The sequence below is a fragment of the Rhodococcus sp. 4CII genome (assembly GCF_014256275.1).
In the GTDB taxonomy this organism is placed as follows: Bacteria; Actinomycetota; Actinomycetes; order Mycobacteriales; family Mycobacteriaceae; genus Rhodococcus_F; species Rhodococcus_F wratislaviensis_A.
In genome coordinates, this window is the sequence record NZ_JACCFE010000002.1 from 2,342,771 (window position 1) to 2,363,031 (window position 20,261).

Annotated in this window: 18 protein-coding genes and 1 tRNA gene; 11 read left to right on the forward strand and 8 right to left on the reverse strand. The window is 66.9% G+C overall.

Annotated features, from left to right (window positions below; translation table 11 throughout):
* Positions 1-10: 10 nt before the first annotated feature.
* Complete coding sequence (locus tag H0B43_RS11455) at positions 11-958, reverse strand: AraC family transcriptional regulator (protein ID WP_185727777.1); 948 nt, start codon at positions 956-958, stop codon at positions 11-13.
* Between the two features lie 204 nt (positions 959-1,162).
* On the opposite strand from H0B43_RS11455, the gene H0B43_RS11460 reads away from it, so the two are divergent.
* The 7 genes from H0B43_RS11460 (at position 1,163) to H0B43_RS11490 (ending at position 9,174) form a co-directional block, all read left to right on the forward strand.
* Positions 1,163-2,374 (forward strand): cytochrome P450, encoded by a 1,212-nt coding sequence (locus tag H0B43_RS11460; protein ID WP_185727776.1) that lies wholly within the window; start codon positions 1,163-1,165, stop codon positions 2,372-2,374.
* Positions 2,375-2,376: 2 nt separating this feature from the next.
* Positions 2,377-3,399, forward strand: coding sequence for a 2Fe-2S iron-sulfur cluster-binding protein (locus H0B43_RS11465; RefSeq protein WP_185727775.1), 1,023 nt, complete (start codon positions 2,377-2,379; stop codon positions 3,397-3,399).
* Positions 3,400-3,492: 93 nt separating this feature from the next.
* The gene (benA, locus tag H0B43_RS11470) at positions 3,493-4,869 is read left to right on the forward strand and encodes a benzoate 1,2-dioxygenase large subunit (RefSeq protein ID WP_185727774.1); all 1,377 of its coding nucleotides are present in this window, start codon (positions 3,493-3,495) and stop codon (positions 4,867-4,869) included.
* A 14-nt stretch (positions 4,870-4,883) separates the two neighbouring features.
* On the forward strand, positions 4,884-5,393 hold the full coding sequence (benB, locus tag H0B43_RS11475; RefSeq protein ID WP_185727773.1) for a benzoate 1,2-dioxygenase small subunit: 510 nt from the start codon (positions 4,884-4,886) through the stop codon (positions 5,391-5,393).
* Between the two features lie 36 nt (positions 5,394-5,429).
* Positions 5,430-6,968 carry a benzoate 1,2-dioxygenase electron transfer component BenC gene (gene benC, locus H0B43_RS11480; RefSeq protein ID WP_185727772.1) on the forward strand — a complete coding sequence of 513 codons (1,539 nt, stop codon included), beginning with the start codon at positions 5,430-5,432 and terminating at the stop codon, positions 6,966-6,968.
* Positions 6,965-7,759 carry a 1,6-dihydroxycyclohexa-2,4-diene-1-carboxylate dehydrogenase gene (locus H0B43_RS11485; protein ID WP_185727771.1) on the forward strand — a complete coding sequence of 265 codons (795 nt, stop codon included), beginning with the start codon at positions 6,965-6,967 and terminating at the stop codon, positions 7,757-7,759. Before benC ends, H0B43_RS11485 begins: the two co-directional genes overlap by 4 nt.
* A 146-nt stretch (positions 7,760-7,905) precedes the next feature.
* Complete coding sequence (locus H0B43_RS11490; protein ID WP_185727770.1) at positions 7,906-9,174, forward strand: aromatic acid/H+ symport family MFS transporter; 1,269 nt, start codon at positions 7,906-7,908, stop codon at positions 9,172-9,174.
* Here H0B43_RS11490 and H0B43_RS11495 read toward each other — a convergent pair.
* Both H0B43_RS11495 and H0B43_RS11500 read right to left on the reverse strand, forming a co-directional pair.
* Positions 9,150-10,217: a 2-oxoacid:ferredoxin oxidoreductase subunit beta gene (locus tag H0B43_RS11495; protein ID WP_185730014.1), complete on the reverse strand. Its 1,068-nt coding sequence runs from the start codon at positions 10,215-10,217 to the stop codon at positions 9,150-9,152. The genes H0B43_RS11490 and H0B43_RS11495 overlap by 25 nt on opposite strands.
* Before the next feature lie 5 nt (positions 10,218-10,222).
* Positions 10,223-12,157 carry a 2-oxoacid:acceptor oxidoreductase subunit alpha gene (locus H0B43_RS11500; protein WP_185727769.1) on the reverse strand — a complete coding sequence of 645 codons (1,935 nt, stop codon included), beginning with the start codon at positions 12,155-12,157 and terminating at the stop codon, positions 10,223-10,225.
* A gap of 122 nt (positions 12,158-12,279) precedes the next feature.
* On the opposite strand from H0B43_RS11500, the gene H0B43_RS11505 reads away from it, so the two are divergent.
* Together H0B43_RS11505 and H0B43_RS11510 are read left to right on the forward strand one after the other, a co-directional pair.
* Entirely contained in the window at positions 12,280-14,982 is a 2,703-nt protein-coding gene (locus tag H0B43_RS11505) for a LuxR family transcriptional regulator (protein ID WP_185727768.1), read from the forward strand.
* Between the two features lie 102 nt (positions 14,983-15,084).
* Positions 15,085-15,921, forward strand: coding sequence for a class I SAM-dependent methyltransferase (locus tag H0B43_RS11510; RefSeq protein ID WP_185727767.1), 837 nt, complete (start codon positions 15,085-15,087; stop codon positions 15,919-15,921).
* On the opposite strand, the gene H0B43_RS11515 is transcribed toward H0B43_RS11510, so the two are convergent.
* The 3 genes from H0B43_RS11515 to H0B43_RS11525 all read right to left on the reverse strand — a co-directional run bounded on the left by H0B43_RS11515 (position 15,902) and on the right by H0B43_RS11525 (position 16,519).
* Entirely contained in the window at positions 15,902-16,054 is a 153-nt protein-coding gene (locus H0B43_RS11515; protein ID WP_185727766.1) for a hypothetical protein, read from the reverse strand. The two genes, H0B43_RS11510 and H0B43_RS11515, sit on opposite strands and share 20 nt — an antisense overlap.
* A 41-nt stretch (positions 16,055-16,095) precedes the next feature.
* Positions 16,096-16,302, reverse strand: a complete 207-nt coding sequence (locus H0B43_RS11520; protein ID WP_185727765.1) for an RNA polymerase sigma factor — start codon at positions 16,300-16,302, stop codon at positions 16,096-16,098.
* Positions 16,303-16,444: 142 nt separating this feature from the next.
* Positions 16,445-16,519, reverse strand: a tRNA-Thr gene (locus tag H0B43_RS11525).
* 72 nt (positions 16,520-16,591) lie between these two features.
* Between H0B43_RS11525 and H0B43_RS11530 the strand changes: the two genes are divergently transcribed.
* Both H0B43_RS11530 and H0B43_RS11535 read left to right on the forward strand, forming a co-directional pair.
* Positions 16,592-16,972: a nuclear transport factor 2 family protein gene (locus H0B43_RS11530; protein WP_185727764.1), complete on the forward strand. Its 381-nt coding sequence runs from the start codon at positions 16,592-16,594 to the stop codon at positions 16,970-16,972.
* A 1-nt stretch (position 16,973) separates the two neighbouring features.
* Positions 16,974-18,407, forward strand: coding sequence for a threonine/serine exporter ThrE family protein (locus H0B43_RS11535; protein ID WP_185727763.1), 1,434 nt, complete (start codon positions 16,974-16,976; stop codon positions 18,405-18,407).
* A gap of 103 nt (positions 18,408-18,510) precedes the next feature.
* Here H0B43_RS11535 and H0B43_RS11540 read toward each other — a convergent pair whose 3' ends face one another.
* Together H0B43_RS11540 and H0B43_RS11545 are read right to left on the reverse strand one after the other, a co-directional pair.
* A complete protein-coding gene (locus H0B43_RS11540; protein ID WP_005244517.1) occupies positions 18,511-18,762 on the reverse strand; it encodes an MbtH family protein in 252 nt (83 codons plus the stop codon).
* Positions 18,759-20,105 (reverse strand): lysine N(6)-hydroxylase/L-ornithine N(5)-oxygenase family protein, encoded by a 1,347-nt coding sequence (locus H0B43_RS11545; RefSeq protein ID WP_185727762.1) that lies wholly within the window; start codon positions 20,103-20,105, stop codon positions 18,759-18,761. Before H0B43_RS11545 ends, H0B43_RS11540 begins: the two co-directional genes overlap by 4 nt.
* Positions 20,106-20,261 lie beyond the last annotated feature (156 nt).

The following is a 20,261-nucleotide window of genomic DNA, read 5'->3' on the forward strand; positions in this document are numbered from 1 at the left end:
GCAGTCCCCGTCAGAAGCGAATCAGCTCTGACGGGGATTTGCCGTACCGCCTGCGGTACGCGGCGGCGAACCGGCCGGCATGCGTGAAGCCCCAGCGGGCGGCGACTTCGGAGACGGTGACGCTGCCGCCCAGTGCCTTCAGGTCCGCGTCGGCCCGGCTCAATCGAATGTCGAGGAGGCATTCGGACGGGGTGCGTCCGACGTACTGACGGAACCCCTCCTGCAACCGGCGCACACTGGTGCCCGCCAATTCGGCCATGTCGGCTGCCGTCCAGGCCCGGGCCGGGTCGTCGTTCAGCCCGTCGAGGACGCGTTTGACGATCCGCGGTCGCGGGGCACCGACGCGGGTCGTCTCGTCGGGTGTGACGGCCAGGATGAATGCAGACGTGATCGCGCCGGCGAGCTGTGGGCCGACAACCGGGTTCGCCAGGAGGTCGGCCGGCTCCCGCAGTTGGGCGGTCAGCGAGCGCACCAGACGAAACCAGCTGCTCTCCGACGCGGCGGTGAGATCGATCTGGGACGGCAGGCGCAGCCCGGGCCGCAGGTCGGAGCCGAGAATCCGATCTGCCTCCTGCTCGAGGTAGTCGCCGTCGAACTTCACGCCCAGCACCGAGCAATCGCCGCTCCAGCGGGTGATCAGCGTCGGCTCGTCCGCCCGGAAGACGGTGGCCTGCCCCGGCCTCGACACCACCGTGCCGTCCTCCGAACGGGACTCCAACGACCCGGACAGCGGGATGTTGACCTCGTACGCGCCCGGGTAGTCGCATGCGATCGACACGTCCGCGCCCCAGCCCAGCCTGCCGAGCGTGACGGGGCCGAAGTCGACGGTCCGCATCGACAGCGTCATCGCACCGCCCGACGACAGGTCGGTCAGCGTGTGAGGAAAATACGCTCCGGCCACCGCCCTCGACGCCGCATCCCAGTCCCGGGTCTCGGTGATCGTCGATGCCATCGTCATGTACCTGCCTCGCTGAAGAGTCGTTCCGACCTATTGAAGCTGCACCGGGACGCCGAGTCGAGGATAACTGAGACCCCGCTCACAACTCGTCGCGCACATCGTCCAGTCCCCGCGCAGAGTGGCTAGACCACCCGCCGACCCGCGCAATATGTTCTCCTCCACGCGCCACGGCCGCGAAAGTTGTTTCCGAAGAGGAGAATTCACATGACCACCACGCTGTCCTGGATCGACGAGATCACGATGACGGAACTCGAGCGCAACCCCTATCCGGTCTACGAACGGCTGCGCGCCGAAGCGCCGCTGGCCTACGTCCCGGTTCTCGGTTCATTCGTCGCGACCACCGCCGATCTGTGCCGCACCATCGCCAACAGCCCCGATTTCGAGGGAATCATCACCAAAGCCGGCGGCCGCACGTTCGGCCACCCGGCGGTGATCGGGGTCAACGGCGAGATTCACCGCGATCTGCGCTCGATGGTCGACCCCGCACTGCAACCGTCGGAGGTGGACCGGTGGGTCGACGGACTCGTCCGCCCCATCGCGCGGCGCTACGTGGAGCAGTTCGAGAACGACGGCAGCGCCGATCTGGTCTCGCAGTACTGCGAGCCCGTCAGCGTGCGCGCACTCGGTGACCTGCTGGGCCTGAACGACGTCAGCTCGGACACGTTGCGCGACTGGTTCCACCGGCTGTCGAACTCCTTCACCAATGCCGGAGTGGACGCGAACGGTGAGTTCACGAACCCGGAAGGATTCGTGCAGGGCGACGAAGCGAAAGCCGAGATCCGGGCCATCGTCGATCCGCTCATCGACAATTGGATCGTCAACCCCGACGACAGCGCCATCTCGCATTGGTTGCACGACGGCATGCCCGAAGGGCAGGTCCGCGACCGCGACTACATCTACCCCACCCTGTTCGTCTACCTGCTGGGCGCGATGCAGGAACCCGGTCACGGCATGGCCTCGACGCTCGTGGGTCTGTTCACCCGGCCCGAGCAGCTGGAAGCCGTCGTCGACGAGCCCGCCCTGATTCCGCGCGCGATCTCCGAGGGTATGCGCTGGACCTCCCCGATCTGGTCGGCCACCGCCCGCGTCAGCACCACCGACGTCACGCTCGGGGACGTGTTCCTCCCCGAGGGGTCCGTGGTCCTGCTCTCCTACGGTTCGGCGAATCACGACACCGACGTCTACGACGCCCCCACCGACTACGACATGATGCGTCCCCCGCTGCCCCATCTCGCGTTCGGTTCCGGCAGCCATGCGTGCGCGGGCATCTACTTCGCCAACCACGTCTGCCGCATCGGTCTGGAGGAACTGTTCGAGGCGATCCCGAACCTCGAACGCGACTCCGGTGCGGACGTCGAATTCTGGGGCTGGGGTTTCCGCGGCCCGACCGCACTCCGGACGACGTGGGAGGTGTAGCCGTGACGTTCACCGTTTCCGTCGCCACCGACACCGTGGAATGCCGCCCCGACCAGCCGATACTGGACGCCCTCCTCCGGGGCAGCGTGTGGATGCCGAACTCGTGCAATCAGGGCACGTGTGGAACGTGCAAGCTGCGGGTGGTGTCGGGGTCCGTCGACCACGGCCAGTCACCCGAGGACACGCTGACCCCGGCCGAGCGCGAGCAGGGGTTCGCGTTGGCCTGCCAGGCCACCCCGTGCAGCGACACGGTGGTGGAACGCCTGGACGCGCCGCCCGCGGGCACCGTCCATGCACTGCGCGACCTCGTCGGCACCGTGAGCGCGATCGAGGACGTCGCCCGTGACACGCGGCGCGTTCTCGTCACACTCGACAGCCCCCTCGAATTCTCCGCTGGGCAGTACGTCGAACTGCGGGTCCCCGGCACCGACCACGGCCGCCAGTACTCGATGGCGAACACTCCGGGCGAGTCGAAACAGCTAGAGTTCCACATCCGCAGGCAACCGGGTGGAGTGGCGACGGACGGGTGGGTCTTCGGCTCGATGTCCGTCGGTGAACCCGTCGAGATGGTGGGACCGCTCGGCGACTTCCGGCTCGATCCCGGCGACGAGGGTCCGATGATCCTGCTCGGCGGCGGCACCGGCCTCGCCCCACTGAAATCCATCATTCGCCATGCGCTGTCGACGACGCCGGGTCGCGCGATCCACCTCTATCACGGCGTGCGGGAGGAGGCCGACCTGTACGACGTGGACTTGTTGCGGGAATGGGAACGAGCACACCGGGGGTTCCGGTACGTTCCGTGTCTCAGCGGTCAGACGTGGTCCGGGCGGTCGGGCTACGTCAGCGACGCGTTCGTGGAGGACTTCGACACCTGTCGCGGCTACTCCGGGTACCTGTGCGGGCCGCCGGCCATGGTCGACGCCGGCGTCAAGGCGTTCAAACGCCGGCGCATGGCTCCGCGACGCATCTTCCGCGAGAAGTTCGCATGCCGGACACGTCCTAGTCAGTACTCGGCAAATGCCTAGTGTGATGCAGCGCACAGGCTGCAAGAGTGGAATCCATTGCCGGACCCGGGCGCCCCCGCAGGGCGCAAGCCCCCGGAGATCTTGGAGGATCCCATGACTGAAACCCTGTATACAGCGCCGTCCGACGACGTGCGCGCCAAGCTGGCCGACGCGCTGATCGAGGACGCCGAAACCGGCCGCTACCAGGTGCGACGCAGCGTCTTCACGGACGAGGACCTGTTCGAACTCGAAATGAAGCACATCTTCGAGGGCAATTGGATCTACCTGGCGCACGAGAGCCAGATTCCGAACGTCGGCGACTACTTCACCACGTACATGGGCCGCCAGCCGATCGTCATCTCCCGCAACAAGGAGGGCGAGCTCAATGCCCTGGTGAACGCGTGCAGCCACCGCGGCGCCATGCTCTGCCGGCGCAAGACCGACAACCGGACCACGTTCACCTGCCCCTTCCACGGGTGGACGTTCAACAACTCCGGCAAGCTCCTCAAGGTCAAGGACCCCCGCGAGGCCGGTTACCCGGAACAGTTCAACAAGGACGGCTCCCACGACCTCACCAAGGTCGCCCGGTTCGAGAACTACCGCGGATTCCTGTTCGGCAGCCTCAACGCCGACGTCCCACCGCTCGAGGAGCACCTCGGTGACACCACGAAGATCATCGACATGATCGTGGACCAGTCGCCCGACGGCCTCGAGGTGCTGCGCGGAGCGTCCACCTACACGTACGACGGCAACTGGAAGCTGCAGACCGAGAACGGTGCCGACGGCTACCACGTGTCCGCCACCCACTGGAACTACGCCGCGACCACGTCGAGACGCGAATCGGGTGAGTCCACCAACGCCACGAAGGCGATGGATGCCGGCAAGTGGTCGAAGCAGCAGGGCGGCTACTACTCGTTCGACAACGGCCACCTGCTGCTGTGGACCAAGTGGGCCGATCCCGCCAACCGTCCCCTCAACGAGCGCCGCGACGAACTCGTCGCCGAGTACGGCGAGGACCGCGCCGACTGGATGATCGGGGTGTCCCGCAACCTGTGCCTGTACCCGAACGTGTACCTGATGGACCAGTTCGGTTCGCAGATCCGGCACTTCCGCCCGATCTCCGTCGACAAAACCGAAGTCACCATCTATTGCATCGCCCCCAAGGGTGAGAGCCGCACGGCCCGCGCCGCCCGCATCCGGCAGTACGAGGACTTCTTCAACGCCACCGGTATGGCCACCCCGGACGATCTCGAGGAGTTCCGCTCCTGCCAGAAGACGTACCAGGCCGGTGCCGCCCCGTTCAACGACCTCAGCCGCGGTGTCACCCACCAGCTGCAGGGACCGGACGAGAACGCGAAGAAGATCGGCATCAACCCCATCTCGAGCGGCGTGAAGACCGAGGACGAGGGCCTCTACCCGATCCAGCACGGCTACTGGGTGCGGGCGCTCACCGAGGCACTCGACGCTGACGCCGCCGCGACCAACCGCTGAGGGAGACGAGAGACATGACTGCAGTTGCCGAAAACACCGTCACCCAGCACGATATCGAGCAGTTCCTCTACCGTGAGGCCCGCTACCTCGACGACCGCGAGTTCGAGAAGTGGATCGAGTGCTATCACCCCGACTCCGAGTTCTGGATGCCGGCGTGGGCCGACGACGGCGAACTGACCACCGACCCGATGACCGAGGTCTCGCTGATCTATTACGCCAACCGCGGCGGCATCGAAGACCGGGTGTTCCGCATCAAGACCGACCGGTCGAGCGCCACGAGCCTTCCGGAACCCCGCACCGGGCACAACATCTCGAACGTCGAGGTCACGGAACGCCGCGGCGACGTCGTGGATGTCCGGTTCAATTGGTTCACCCTGTACTTCCGGTACAACACGGTCGACACGTACTTCGGAAACTCCTTCTACACGATCGACTTTTCCGGTGCGCAGCCTCTGATCACGAAGAAGAAGGTCGTGCTCAAGAACGACTACATCCACCACGTGGTCGACATCTACCACATCTGAGTTCCTCCCCCATCGTTGCGAATCGAGCTGTTTTCCATGACTTTCCAAGTTGCACTGAGTTTCGAGGACGGGATCACCCGCTTCATCAAGTGTGACGGCGACGAGACGGTCGCCGACGCGTCCTACCGTGCGCGGATCAACATCCCCCTCGACTGCCGGGACGGGGCGTGCGGCACCTGCAAGTCGCTCTGCGAATCCGGCACGTACGACGGCGGCGACTACATCGAGGAAGCACTCACCGACGACGAGGCGGAGCAGGGATTCTGCCTCCCGTGCCAGATGATGCCGGAAAGCGATCTGGTGCTGCAGATCCCGACGACGTCCGACGTCGCCAAGACGGCCGCGGGGACGTTCTCGTCGACGATCACCGAGATCCGGAAGTTCTCCGACACCACCATCGGGTTCACGATCGACGTCGCGAACCGCGACGACCTCGTCTTCCTCCCGGGGCAGTACGTGAACATCACCGTCCCGGGGACGGACGCGACCCGTTCGTACTCGTTCAGCACCGGACCCACGTCGCGGGACCTGTCGTTCCTGGTCAAGATCACCGATGGCGGCCTGATGTCGGAGTACCTGCGCGACCGGGCGCAGGTCGGCGACACACTCGAATTCACCGGCCCGATGGGGAGCTTCTTCCTGCGTCAGCAGAAGCGTCGCGCGCTGCTGCTGGCCGGTGGCACCGGTCTCGCCCCGCTGCTGTCGATCCTCGACAAGATGCGCACCGACGCCGCCGACCACCCCGTGCACCTGGTCTACGGTGTGTCGTCCGACGCGGACCTGGTGGAGCTGGACAAGCTCGAGGAATACACGAAATCCCTGCCGCAGTTCACGTTCGACTACTGCGTGTCCGACCCCGCCAGCAGCGCCCCGAACAAGGGGTACGTCACCGGCCTGTTCGAGCCCGCACATCTGAACGACGGCGACGTGGACGTGTACCTGTGCGGACCTCCGCCGATGGTCGAGGCCGTCCGCGACCACCTGAAGTCGGAGGGCATCACGCCGGCGAACTTCTACTTCGAGAAGTTCAACAATGCGGCGACACCGAGTGGATCGGCACCGTCCGCAGAGCCGGCGGACGCCGCGGTCGAGGCCGCTCCCGCATATGAGATCGGCGAGGAACACCAGCCCCTGTCCGAGTCGGACGCCCAGTTCGACGCCCGCATGGCACTCGAACTCGGTGCGATGGAACTGACCATCGGCCGGATGACGCAGGAACAGCTGTCAGAGTACCGGATCCTCGCCGAGACCTCGTGCGAATCGATCGACAACGACCACTTCACGGACGCCGGCGCCTTCACCGACACCAACGCCGCCTTCCACGAGTTCCTGTTCCGGTGCACCGCCAACGACGTGCTCCTCGAGGCATACAACCGCCTGGAGGTCACGCAGCTGATGACCAAGGTGCTCCGCACCGCGGACTGGGTGGACGAGCACATCCAGCACGACCACCTCGACATCGTCGCGGCGTTCGAGAAGGGCGACCGGGCGGCCGCTCACGACCTGATCGTCACCCACAGCGCGCACGCTAAGGCCACCATGTGCCGCGCCATCGAGAGGAGCACCGTCGCATGAGCGGACACGTCACCCCGCACCGTTTCGACGGCAAGGCCGTCGCGGTCACCGGCGCAGCGCAGGGCATCGGACTGACCGTCGCGACCCGCCTCGCGGCGGAGGGTGCGTCGCTGATCCTGATCGACCGTGCCGAGCTGGTCCACGACGTCGCGAAGGGGTTGCGTGAGAACGGTACCGAAGCGCACAGCATCACCGCCGATCTCGAGCAGTTCGCCGACGCCGAGGCCGCGATCGACGAGGCACGGCAGCAGTACGGCCGGCTCGACGTGCTGATCAACAACGTCGGCGGCACCATCTGGGCCAAGCCGTACGAGCATTACACCGCCGAGCAGATCCAGGCGGAGGTGCAGCGGTCCCTGTTCCCGACCCTGTGGACGTGCCGCGCCGTCCTGCCCCACCTGATCGCCCAGCAGTCGGGCACCATCGTGAACGTGTCCTCCGTGGCCACCCGGGGCGTCAACCGCGTGCCGTATGCGGCATCGAAGGGCGGTGTCAACGCCCTCACCGCATCCCTCGCCCTCGAGGCCGCGCAGTACGGGATCCGCGTGGTCGCCACCGCTCCCGGCGGCACCGAGGCGCCGGCGCGCCGAGTGCCCCGCGGCCCCGGCGCGGAGACCGACCAGGAGAAGGCCTGGTATCAGCAGATCGTCGACCAGACGATCGACTCGTCGCTGATGAAGCGGTACGGAACGCTTGACGAGCAGGCCGCGGCCATCGTCTTCCTCGCCTCCGACGAGGCCACCTACATCACCGGGACGGTTCTCCCCGTCGCCGGTGGCGACCTGGGCTAGCAGCTCACCGATCTCGACCGCCTCGTCGGCGGGACGCATTGCACCGTCTCGCCGATGAGGCATTTCTCTACCCGAATTCGATTGTGAGGCACTGCACTTTCGACTTCGACGCGGTTCCCCGTCACATTCAGAGAGCGGAGATCACCATGAATCGATCCAATCCCGACACCTGGGCAAGTCCACGGCACCGCAGTGCCGTCATCTGGGTCGTCGCCATCGCGACGATCGCCATCATCTTCGACGGCTACGACCTGGTCGTGTACGGCACCATCCTTCCGACGTTGATGAACGATCCCAGTCAACTGGGCGAGATCTCCGCCCAGCAGGCCGGTGCGCTGGGCTCATACGCGCTCATCGGCGTCATGGTGGGCGCCCTCACCGCCGGCGCCGTGGGCGACCATCTCGGCCGGCGGCGGATGATGCTGATCAACATCGTGTGGTTCTCCCTCGGCATGGGGCTCGCCGCGATGTCGACCAGCGTCACGATGTTCGGTCTGCTGCGCTTCTTCACCGGCATCGGAGTCGGTGGTCTCGTCGCCACCGCCGGGGCGATGGTGGCGGAGTTCGCGCCTCCCGGGAAGCGGAACCTGTACAACGCGATCGTCTACAGCGGCGTCCCCGCCGGCGGGGTGCTCGCGTCCCTGCTCGCGATCGTGCTGCGCGACACGATCGGTTGGCGCGGCCTCTTCTGGATCGGCGCACTGCCCATCGTGATCCTGCTTCCGCTGGCGCTCGTGAAACTGCCCGAGTCCCCGAAGTGGCTCGTCGCCCGAGGGCACGAGGACAAGGTCGGCTTCGCCGCGCTCGCGACCCGCCGTTACGCCTGGGGCACTGCCCTTCTCGGACTGATGAGCTTCTCCGGCCTGCTGCTCACCTACGGACTCAACACCTGGCTTCCGAAGATCATGGAGGACGCCGGTTTCAACGCGAAAGGTTCGCTGTCCTTCCTGCTGGTCCTCAACGGTGGCGCGATCCTCGGCGGTCTGATCGCTTCCAAGGTGGCCGACGGCATCGGGCCGCAACGCGTCGTCGCCACGACGTTCGGCCTCGCCGCACTCGCCCTGATCCTCCTGACGCTCGGCTTCCCGCTTCCGGTGCTCCTGGCGTCCGTCGCCGTTGCCGGAGTCGGCACCATCGGCACCCAGGTCCTGATCTACGGCTTCGTGTCCAACTACTATTCGACGTCCGCGCGCGGCGCGGGAGTGGCCTGGTGCGCCGGGTTCGGCCGGCTGGGCGGCATCTTCGGCCCCCTGATCGGCGGAGCCCTGATCAGCGCAGGCATCAGCAGCCAGGTGGCGTTCTACGTCTTCGCGGGTATCGCCGTCCTGGGCGGGATCGTGACGTTCTTCGTCCCGCGCGCACGAGCAGCACGTCCCGAGGTCACGACCGCCTATTCCACCGTCCAGGTGTCGTGACCGGTCAGCAGGCGTTGCAGGGAGCCGTCGTCGACGGGGTCGCTCTCCCGTGCGATCTCGTTCTGCAGGCGAACCATGTCGTCGTACGTGTCCCGCGCGACGCTGCGGAACACGCCGGTGACGGTGTGCGTGAGGTCCTGATCGGAGAGCCTCGACAGGGCGTACGCGTAGTCGGGGTCGTCGGTGTGGGCGTCGTGCACCACGATCTCGCCCGGGTCGACGTCGGCGGTCGCGGTCACCTTCAGACCGAAACCCGAGCGGACGACGCAGTATTCGCCTGCTTTGCCGAAGATGATCGGATCGCCGTGCGTCAGCGGGATCAGGCGCTGTTCCGCACCGTCCTTGCGTAAGACGTCGAACGAGCCGTCGTTGAAGATCGGGCAGTCCTGGTAGATCTCCACGAACGACGTGCCGCGGTGCGCCGCCGCCTGCCGCAGCACGTCGGTCAGCCCCTTGCGGTCCGAGTCCATCGCACGGGCCGCGAACGTCGCCTCCGCTCCCAACGCGAGAGACAGTGTGTTGAACGGGTGATCCACCGATCCCAGCGGCGTCGATTTGGTGACCTTCCCGACCTCCGACGTCGGTGAGTACTGCCCCTTGGTCAGCCCGTAGATCCTGTTGTTGAACAACAGGATCGTCATGTTGACGTTTCTCCGCAGGGCGTGGATGAGGTGGTTGCCGCCGATCGACAGGGCGTCGCCGTCACCGGTGACCACCCACACCGACAGATCGGGCCGCGTCACCGCCAGCCCGGTCGCGATGGCCGGTGCGCGACCGTGGATCGAATGCAGCCCGTACGTGTCGAGGTAGTACGGGAACCGGCTCGAGCATCCGATGCCGGAGACGAACATCAGGTTCTCGCGCCGGAGTCCCAACTCCGGCAGGAAACTTCGGATCGTGGCGAGAATGACGTAGTCTCCGCACCCCGGACACCACCGCACCTCCTGATCGGAGGCGAAGTCCTTGGCCTTCTGCGGTTCGTCGGTCGTGGGAACGTGAGCGGTGGCGCTCAGTCCCAGATCTGCACCGACACGACTGATCATCTGTGTCACACCGATTCCTCCCACCGGGGTCCGGTCGATCGGTAGGTCGCCGACGCGAGCGCGTCGGTGGTCTTCGCCAACTCGTGTTCCCGCAACGTTCCGGCGAGGGCGGCGTCGATCACCTCGTGCAGTTCGTCGCCGAGGAAGGCCAGTCCCCGCACCTTGGTCACCGACTGCACGTCGACGAGGAACCTCGAACGAAGGATCGTCGCGAGCTGGCCCAGATTCATCTCCGGTGCGACGACGGTCCCATAACTGCGGAGCACCGCACCGAGATTCGCGGGCAACGGGTTGAGATTACGCACCTGCACGTGGGCCACCTTCTTGCCCTCACGACGGGCACGCCGGCAGGCCTCGCCGATGGGCCCGTACGAGCTGCCCCACCCGACGAGCAACAGGTCGGCCTCCCCCGAGGGGTCGTCGACGACCACGTCGGGGACGCTGATTCCGTCGATCTTGGCCTGGCGCAACCGAACCATCAGGTCGTGGTTGGCGGGATCGTAGGAGATGTCGCCGCTGCCGTCGGCCTTCTCGAGACCGCCGATCCGGTGTTCGAGTCCGGGTGTCCCCGGGATCGCCACGGCACGGGCGAGCGTCTCCCGGTCGCGCGCGTACGGTGCGAACTCGCCGCCTGCCGGTGGGGCCGTCTCGCAGCCGGGGTCGATCCGCTCCAGTCCGGCCACGTCCGGAACGGCCCACGGTTCGCTCCCGTTCGCGATGGCCCCGTCCGACAGCAACAGCACCGGAGTGCGGTAGGTGAACGCGATCCGCGCAGCCTCCACCGCCGCATCGAAGCAGTCGGCCGGCGAGCACGGCGCGATCACCGCAACAGGCGACTCGCCGTTGCGTCCGTACATCGCCTGCAACAGATCCGACTGCTCGGTCTTCGTCGGAAGCCCGGTCGAGGGGCCACCACGCTGGACGTCGATGACCAGCAACGGCACCTCCGTCATCACCGCCAGCCCGATCGCTTCGCTCTTGAGCGCCAGCCCGGGCCCGGACGTGCTCGTCACCCCGAGGGCGCCGCCGATCGACGCGCCCAGCGCCGCACCGATCCCGGCGATCTCGTCCTCCGCCTGGAACGTGGTGACGCCGAGGTTCCGGTGCTTGCTCAGTTCGTGCAGGATGTCCGATGCCGGGGTGATGGGATAGGTGCCGAGGAAGACGTCCCGCGACGCCAGCCGGCCTGCGGTCACCACCCCGTACGCCAGTGCGATGTTTCCGGTGACCTGACGGTAGGTGGCGGGCGGGAGCGTCGCCGCCGACACCTCGTACGTGGTCGCGAAACTCTCCGTCGTCTCCCCGTAATTCCAGCCCGCCTTGAACGCGAGGAGGTTGCCCTCCGCGATCTGCGGCTTCGCGGCGAACTTGGTCTGCAGGAACCGCTCGATGCTGTGACTGGGACGGTTGTACATCCACGACAGCAACCCGAGGGCGAACATGTTCTTCGCCCGTTCGCCGTCCTTGCGGCTCAGGCCGGCGGGTTCGACCGCGCCGACCGTCAACGTCGACATCGCCACCGGATGCACGACGTAGTCCTCGAGGGAGTCGTCGTCGAGTGGACTCGTGGCGTATCCGACCTTCGCGAGATTCCGCTTGGTGAACTCGTCGGTGTCGACGATGATCATGCCGCCGCGCGGCAGATCGGCCAGGTTCGCCTTCAACGCTGCCGGGTTCATGGCGACCAGGACGTCCGGGCGGTCGCCGGCGGTCAGGATGTCGTAGTCGGCGATCTGGATCTGGAACGACGACACCCCGGGGAGGGTGCCCTGCGGCGCCCGGATCTCGGCGGGGAAGTTGGGCTGGGTGGCGAGGTCGTTGCCGAATGCGGCCGCCTCCGACGTGAACCGGTCGCCGGTCAACTGCATGCCGTCGCCCGAGTCACCGGCAAAGCGGATGGCCACCCGCTCCAACTTCGTGGAGTTCGCCTCCGTCGTCATGAATGCACCGAATCCTTCGACTCGTGGTCGTTCTGACCAGCAGCTTCTCACTTCACGTTACAAGCGATCCTCGTTTTCGCCAGGCACACGCCGAAAAAACGCGTCGCGATACGGTGAGTGGTGTGAGTGATCCAGGCAACATCGAACTTGTCGGACGTTCCCGCGAGCTCGCCGAACTCGCGGCCGTCCTGCAGGAGGCGGCCGCGAACGGGCCGCTCGTCGTCGTGGTGGAAGGCGTTCCGGGCATCGGCAAGACCACGCTCGTGGAGCACTTCCTCGACGCTCATCCCGATCTGCCTGCGTTCTCGGCCGTCTGCACGCCGTGGGCATCCGGGCGCCCCTTCGGCGTCGCCGGACAACTCCTGGGTGCAGACGTCACGGCCGAGGACCCCCTCGACGTCGCCCGCGAACTGGTCGCAGCGGTGGCCGCGGATACCGGAGACGCACCGTTCGTCGTCGTCCTCGACGATGCGCACTGGGCCGACGTCGCCTCCCTGCAGGCCCTGACGTCCGTCGTACATCTGCTCGATCGGTCCGCCCTGATCGTGCTCGTCACGAACTCGGAGCCGCCCGACGGCGTTCCCGCGGAGGTCCTCGACCTTCTCGACCGGCACCGCAAGCGCCGGATCCGCGTGCGTCCACTCGACGCGTCCGATACCCGCGCGCTCGCGAACTACCTCGCACACGTCGACCTTCCGGCCCCGGTGGCGCACCAACTCGTGCAGCACACCGCCGGGAACCCCCGGCACCTCACGCAGCTTCTGCAGGAAGTCGATCCGAGCGCGTGGGGTCAGTGGCAACCGGTGCTGCCGGTGCCGCGCACATTCGCCGCGAAAGTTCTGTCGCGGGTGTCCGCCTGCTCGCCGTCGGCCCGCGCGCTCGTCGAATCGGCCGCCGTACTCGCCGGGGAACCCCGATTCGCCGACGCCGCCGCACTCGCCGACATCGAGCACCCCGTGGAGGCACTCGACGAAATTCACCGCGCGGGACTACTCACCGTCGGTGAGCATCGCGGCGTGACCGTACTGTCCTTCCCGTCACCGCTCGCCCGCGCCGCCGTATACCGCAGCCTCGGACCGATTCGGCTGCGCGACCTGCACGACCACGCCGCACGCATCGTCGAGGACGAGGGCAGGCGCCTGGACCACCGCGCCGCCGCCACCCCGTTCGCCGACCCCGCTCTCGCGGACGAACTCGACAAATACTCCGCGGGCCGGGCAACGGTCGGGGCGTGGTCGGCGGTCGCGGACGCACTGATCAAGTCCAGCCGGCTCACCGCGGATCGCGGCGAACGCGAGCAGCGGCTGATTCGCGCCGTCGACGCGCTCCTCGGCACCGGAAATCTCTCGCAGGCCCTGGCTTTCGCGCCCGAGATCGAGAGTTTCCCGGCGAGTCCCCTACGTGACGCCGTCCTCGGCTACCTCGCGATCCAACGAGGACGTCCCGCGGAAGCCGACCAGCTGCTCACCCAGTCCTGGGCCGCATGCGACCCGGAGACCGATCCGGCCACCGCGGCACTGATCTGCCAGCGGCGCGTCCTCGACTCCCTCGCACGCTGGCACGGACCGGATCTGGTCGAGTGGGGTTGCCGGGCAGTTGCTCTCGTCGATTCGGCGGATCCGTCGGCCGTCGAATCAGCGGCGATCATGGGACTCGGGCTCGCCGCCACCGGCCGGATCGCAGAGGCACGGGCCGCGTACGACACGCTGTCCGCGAAGGTCGCCCTCGGCGCCCAGTCCCAGCGCTTCGACATGGCGAGGGGCTGGCTCGACCTGGCTCTCGACGATCCCGAGACAGCGCGCCAGGAACTCGAGAGCGCCGTGCCCACGGCCTTCCGCATGGGCTCCACCCGCATCTCGCTGTGGGCGCAGGCCTGGTTGGCGCGAACGCAATTCGCCCTCGGCGACTGGAGCGGCGCCATCGTCACCGTCGAACGTGCGGGCCACCAACTCGAGGACGCCACGCTCGACCTCCTCCGCCCCCTCGTGCACTGGACCGGCGCGCAGACGCACGCGCTCCGCGGCAACTGGCCCGCGGCTCGGGAGCACCTTCGTCTCGCTGCCGCGAGTTCGCACGACTACCCCATGATGTTCATTCCGGCCTCCCTGGCGCGCGCACAGTGCGCCGAGGTCGAGACCGACTACGCGGCGGTGATCCGGGCGCTGGAGCCCCTCACCCGCCTGCATCCGCGGGAGGGCATCGACGAGCCCGGTTTCTGGCAGTGGCCCGACGTCTACGCGAATGCGCTCGTGATGGCCGGTCGCGTCGACGACGCAGACACCTTCCTCGTCCCGCACGAGGAACGCGCCGCCGAGCGGGGACACCGGTCCGCGATGGCCCGGCTCGGCTACGCCCGCGGCCGCATCGCCGGCGCACGAGGCGACATCGACGGCGCCCGGGACGTCTTCGAGGAAGCATTGGCGCATCTCGAGACCCTGCCCCTCCCCTACGACCGCGCCCGCGTCAACTTCGCCTACGGTCAGACCCTGCGCCGGGCAGGCAAGCGACGCGAAGCGGACGCCGTCATGCAGGCCGCCAGGGAAAGCTACTTCGCGCTCGGCGCCACCGCCTACGTGCAACGATGCGACCGCGAACTGAAGGCCGGCGGCCTCAACCTCAAACGGAGCCGCTTCACACTCGACGAACTGACCCCACAGGAACGCGCGGTGACGGAACTCGTCGCGGGCGGCGCCAGCAACAAGGAGGCGGCGGGCGAGTTGTTCCTGTCCGTCAAGACGGTGCAGTACCACCTGACCCGGGTCTACGCGAAGCTCGGTATCCGCTCGCGCAGCGAACTCGCCGCGCAGTTCCGCGACCAGGAGTGACGCTCGGGGTGGCGGGAACCCACCCCGAGGGTGCCTGTCACAGGCGGCGTCGTCCGGCCAGGCTGAAACGACCGATGCAGCCGACCTCCCTGGAGCTCCGAGATGGATGACACGATCGACGCAGTGCACGCCGACAGCGAACTGAAGAACAAACACCGTGCGATGTGGGCCCTCGGCGACTATCCCGCCCTGGCCATCGACATCATCGCCGACCTCGGCCCCGCCCTGGTCCGCGCCAGCCACATCAGGCCCGGTGACCGAGTTCTCGACGTCGCGGCGGGATCCGGCAACGCCGCCATCCCCGCGGCGCTGTCCGGCGCGAGCGTGGTGGCCGGCGATCTCACCCCCGAACTGTTCGACGCCGGACGCAGACACGCCGCGGAGGTCGGGGCCCACGTCGAATGGCGGCAGGCCGACGCCGAAGCCATGCCGTTCGCCGACGACGAGTTCGACACCGTGATGTCGTGCGTCGGTGTCATGTTCGCCCCGCATCACCAGGCGAGCGCCGACGAACTGGTCCGCGTCTGCCGGCCCGGTGGAACGATCAGCCTGCTCAGCTGGACCCCCGAAGGCTTCGTCGGTCAAATGTTCGCGACGATGAAACCGTACGCACCACCGCCCCCGCCCGGCGCGCAGCCCCCGCCGCTGTGGGGTCGCGAGGACCACGTGCGGGCGTTGTTCTCCCATCGGGTCACCGATGTCGTGGCGACCCGGAAGACGTTGCGAGTAGACCAGTTCCGCTCCCCGGAACACTTCCGCGACTACTTCAAGACCCGGTACGGCCCGACCATCGCGGTGTACCGGAACATCGCCGGCGACCCCGACCGCGTGGCCGCACTGGACCGCGAACTCGCCGATCTCGCACACCGCTACGACTACGGGCACGGCAGCACCGTGATGAACTGGGAGTACCTCCTGCTCACCGCGCGTAAGTGGTAGCGAGCTCGTCCGGGCCGGGATCGGTGTGGCCTGCGGCGTACAGCCGGGGGCAGGAGTGCACCACCCGCGACGTGGGATCGATGGCCCTCGACCCGGCGACGTGGCCCGTCTGATCGCCGATCGTCGACGACACGCTCGCGACCCTGCTCGGCCGGCCCATCGGCATGTGACGGATCAGAGTCCGCAGCCGACGCCGGCGAGCAGTGTGCGCGAGCCCGCGTGGAGCCGGACCCGGACGACGTCGACGGTGGTCTTCATCTTCGCCGCCACCTCGTCGCAGGACATTCCCCGGTAGAACACGAGAGCGAGCGTCTCGCGTTCGAGATCCGGCAGCGCTTCGACCGCGTCCAACACCGCCGACCTGCATGCATTCGTGTGCATGAACCCATCGTCAATGACCGGTGGGCTCGGAGACAGGGACCCCAGGGTGACGATCGCACACCCTGGGGGTGAACGCAGGAAACGACCGAGGGCCACCTTCCCGGAGGAAGGTGGCCCTCGGTGCGCGGAGGCAATTCCGCGGTGGAGCCCCCTGTCAGGATTGAACTGACGACCGCTCGCTTACAAGGCGAGTGCTCTACCACTGAGCTAAGGAGGCGGACACGCGCGCCCATCATATCCATTGCACGAACGTCGGCCACTTCCGCCCACATTGGATAGCGTTGGAGCCATGAGTACCTCGGAGATCGCCACCGTCCTCGCTTGGCACGACGCCCTGAACTCAGGCGACATCGACACTCTGCTGTCGCTGTCGAGCGACGACATCGAGATGGGTGGGCCGCACGGCGCCACTCAGGGCCTGGCGGCGCTGCGGGAATGGGCGTCGACGGCCGGCATCACGCTGATTCCGAAGCGAATGTATTACTACGACGGTGTGCTGGTGGTCGAGCAGGAGGCCACGTGGACGACGGAACCGGGCGAGACGCGTATCCTTGCCTCTGCATTCCGTGTCGTCCACGATCAGGTCATCTCCACGTTCCGCCACGAGACACTCGAGTCTGCACTCTCCGCCACCGATCTGACCGAGAAAGACCTTGTCTCCGACACGTAGTATGGCCAAGCTCACAGAATCCCTTCAACGTCTCACAGGCGACCGTCGCGCGACGGTCGATGCGGTCACCGCTGCACCGACACCGCTGCAGCCGATCGACCTCACCGACGACGCGGTGGTCGCCGAAGTACTCGACCTCGCCGTGCGCGTCGGTGAAGTGCTCCTCGCGTCCGGCACCGGTGCGATGGACACCGCCGAGCAGGTGCAGTTCATCGCCGCCACGTACGGCCTCGCCCAGTGCGATGTAGATGTCACGTACAACTCCATCGTGCTGTCCGCGTACCGCGGGCCCACTCTGCCGCCGGCGAGCACCATGCGGATCGTGCACTACCGCTCGATGGACTTCACCCGGCTCGCAGCGGTCGACCGGCTCACCCGGCGTATCCGCCGGGAAGCGGTCACCCCCGGCGAGGCGCACGAGGCCCTGACCGCGGTCACCACGGCGCCGCACCCGTACAACCGCTGGATCGCGACGCTCGCCTGGGCGTCGATGGCCGCGTCGGTGTCCGTGTTGATGGGTGGTGGCGTGCTGGTTGCATCCGTCGCCTTCCTCACGACGATGGTGATCTACCGGGTCAACCGCGTCCTCAACCGCATCGGTCTGCCGTACTTCTTCCAGCAGGTTGCGGGCGGTCTGGTGGCCGCGACGCCGGCGGCGACGCTCTATACGTTCCAGGATCAGCTGGGTGTCGAGATCAGACCTTCGCAGATCATTTCGGCCGGTGTGGTGGTGCTGTTGTCCGGGCTGTCACTGGTCGGTTCCGTGCAGGACGCAATTACGGGAGCACCGATCACAGCGGCGGCGCGATTCTTCGAAGTGGTCATGATGACCGGCGGCATCATCGCCGGTGTGGCCATCTCGTTGCGCCTGACCGGCGTGCTGGGTTCGACCCTGCCGCCGGTCAACGTCGAGATCACGGAACTCGTGCAACTCCCCGTGCTGGTGATGTCGGGCGCGTTCGCGTCGATGTTCTATGCACTGGCCTGTTACGCCGAGCAGCGGGCCCTCACCGCCGCGTGGTTCGGTGGGGCGGCAGGCGCGCTCGTGTACATGGTGGCGCACCAGTTCGGTATCGGCCCTATCATCGGTTCGGCACTCGCCGCCACGGTGGTCGGCTTCGCCGGTGGTCTGATGGCCCGCCGGGCGCTGACGCCACCGCTGGTCGTCGTGGTGGCGGGTATCACCCCACTGCTGCCGGGTCTGTCCCTGTACCGGGGTCTGTACGCCCTGCTGAACAACGAAGTCGTGATCGGACTCAGCTCGTTGCTGGCTGCGTTCGGTATCGGGTGCGCACTCGCCGCCGGTGTCACCCTCGGCGAATGGATCGCCCGCACCCTCCGGAGGCCGCGCATCCTGCGTCGCACAGACGACATCCGCCGCCCCGTATTCAAGACGAGGCGGCGGAAGCCGATCGAAACACAGAAGGCGGCCTGAGGCAGTTTCAGCTGACGGCCGTGTCGGCCGGAAACGACCGCCGGTGTCTCACCGGCGGTCGTTTCCGGTCACATCGTCGCCGACACGCGGGCGCCGGAGAACTTCAGCTCTTGTCGACGCTGTGCCGTCCGCCCGACTTCTCGTCGGCCTCCATGGCCTCACGCAGGCTCTTCGGCCGCATGTCGGTCCAGTTCTTCTCCACGTACTCGAGGCATGCAGCCCGGCTTTCTTCGCCGAAAACCACGCGCCAGCCTGCCGGCACCTCAGAGAACGTGGGCCACAGTGAGTGCTGGTCCTCGTCGTTCACCAGCACGTAGAAGCGGCCTTCTTCGTCATCGAATGGATTGGTGCTCATCTCGCCTCGCTTGTCGCATACGTGTCCTGTGCGTTCACACTAGCAAGCGTGCCGTTACGGCCACGCCTTGTTACGACAGATGTAACGATCTCTCCCGCCCGCACGGCAACGTTCGACAGGAGCGACGACGTGATTCCGTGCGTTTTCTCCGTGCCGCCCTGCAGATAGATTCCCGCTGTGACGTCCGGCGAAACCGCCAATCTGTAATCTCGGCCCACGTCACGCGGCGGGTGGGTCTTCGGCGCGAGATCGCCGAGCAGGGGCGCGAGGGGTGCGGGGGTGAACCCGGTGGCCAGAATCAGTGCGTCGCAAGCGAGAGTGTCGGTCAGTCCGTCCACACCGCTGCGCACCGCGACCTCGATTCCGTCCGAAGTCTCGTCGACGGCGATGATCTCCGACGCACGGCGCATGAACAGGCGGCGGCGCCCCCGCACCCGTTCCTGGTATTCGGTGGCGTACAGCTCGTTGATGAGCTCGATGTCGACCACCGAATAGTTAGTGCTCCTATGGACATCCAGAAGTCGCAGTCGCTCCTCCTCGGGGGCGCCGTGCAGATCGTCCACGGCTTCCGGATCGAAGATGCGGTTGGCGTACGGACTGTCGTCGGCCGGGCTGTAGCCGTACCGCGAGAAGACGCTGTGGACTTCGGCTTCGGGGTAGTTTCCGTGCAGGTACTGCACGATCTCGGCGGCGCTCTGACCCGCTCCGAGGACGACGAACCTGTGGTGGACCGGCGCCGGCATCTCACCGAGCCGGAACAGGAACTGGTGGTTGTGGAAGCAGCGCGCAGAGGGGTTGGCCCACTCCGGGATTCGTTCCCGCAGTCCGGCGCCCATCACCAGGTTCCGGGCGATGACGGTGGTGCCGTCGGCGGCACGGACCGCGAAACGGTCGACCACTCCGTCGTCTCCGCGGATTCCACGTACCGTCTCCACCGCGGTGGAGTACCGCACGTCGGCGTCCACTCGACGTGCCGCCCACCGCAGGTAGTCGTGGAACTCGTGCCGCGTCGGGAAGAAGGTCTGGTGGTTGACGAAGTCGACGAGGCGACCCTGATCGAACAGGTAATTGAAGAAGGTGAAGGCGCTACGCGGATTCCGGAACGTCACCAGATCCTTGGGGAACGCGATCTGCATGGTCGCGCCGTCGAGCAGCATCCCGGGATGCCACCCGAATCGTTCCTGCTTCTCGAAGAACTGCGCGCTGATCCGCTCGCCCGGCGAGCACGCCGCGTTGTGTTCCTCGATGGCGATGGCCAGAGCGAGGTTGGCGGGACCGAATCCGACACCCACGACATCTCGCACCGGGAGATCTGTACCGACCGTTTCCGGCGATTCACTCATAGCTCGTTGTCCGTCCTCGACGCCGCGCCGCACCCGACCCAGCCGCCGTCCGCCTTCGAAAGATAGTGTAGCCTATCCTTAGTTTCAGCACAGTATCAAGTAGATCCGGCCCCCACGGCGGTTAGCTCGGCCCCGAATCTGCGATCTAGATCACTC

Excerpts from the sequence above, each read along its gene's own strand:
- benB (WP_185727773.1), top strand. The coding sequence starts at position 4,884 with ATGACTGCAGTTGCCGAAAACACCGTCACCCAGCACGATATCGAGCAG.
- H0B43_RS11530 (WP_185727764.1), top strand. The coding sequence starts at position 16,592 with ATGAGTACCTCGGAGATCGCCACCGTCCTCGCTTGGCACGACGCCCTG.
- H0B43_RS11520 (WP_185727765.1), bottom strand. The coding sequence starts at position 16,302 with ATGCACACGAATGCATGCAGGTCGGCGGTGTTGGACGCGGTCGAAGCG.
- H0B43_RS11500 (WP_185727769.1), bottom strand. The coding sequence starts at position 12,157 with ATGACGACGGAGGCGAACTCCACGAAGTTGGAGCGGGTGGCCATCCGC.
- benA (WP_185727774.1), top strand. The coding sequence starts at position 3,493 with ATGACTGAAACCCTGTATACAGCGCCGTCCGACGACGTGCGCGCCAAG.
- H0B43_RS11460 (WP_185727776.1), top strand. The coding sequence starts at position 1,163 with ATGACCACCACGCTGTCCTGGATCGACGAGATCACGATGACGGAACTC.
- H0B43_RS11495 (WP_185730014.1), bottom strand. The coding sequence starts at position 10,217 with ATGATCAGTCGTGTCGGTGCAGATCTGGGACTGAGCGCCACCGCTCAC.
- H0B43_RS11540 (WP_005244517.1), bottom strand. The coding sequence starts at position 18,762 with ATGAGCACCAATCCATTCGATGACGAAGAAGGCCGCTTCTACGTGCTG.
- H0B43_RS11485 (WP_185727771.1), top strand. The coding sequence starts at position 6,965 with ATGAGCGGACACGTCACCCCGCACCGTTTCGACGGCAAGGCCGTCGCG.
- H0B43_RS11490 (WP_185727770.1), top strand. The coding sequence starts at position 7,906 with ATGAATCGATCCAATCCCGACACCTGGGCAAGTCCACGGCACCGCAGT.
- H0B43_RS11545 (WP_185727762.1), bottom strand. The coding sequence starts at position 20,105 with ATGAGTGAATCGCCGGAAACGGTCGGTACAGATCTCCCGGTGCGAGAT.
- H0B43_RS11455 (WP_185727777.1), bottom strand. The coding sequence starts at position 958 with ATGACGATGGCATCGACGATCACCGAGACCCGGGACTGGGATGCGGCG.
- benC (WP_185727772.1), top strand. The coding sequence starts at position 5,430 with ATGACTTTCCAAGTTGCACTGAGTTTCGAGGACGGGATCACCCGCTTC.
- H0B43_RS11535 (WP_185727763.1), top strand. The coding sequence starts at position 16,974 with ATGGCCAAGCTCACAGAATCCCTTCAACGTCTCACAGGCGACCGTCGC.
- H0B43_RS11510 (WP_185727767.1), top strand. The coding sequence starts at position 15,085 with ATGGATGACACGATCGACGCAGTGCACGCCGACAGCGAACTGAAGAAC.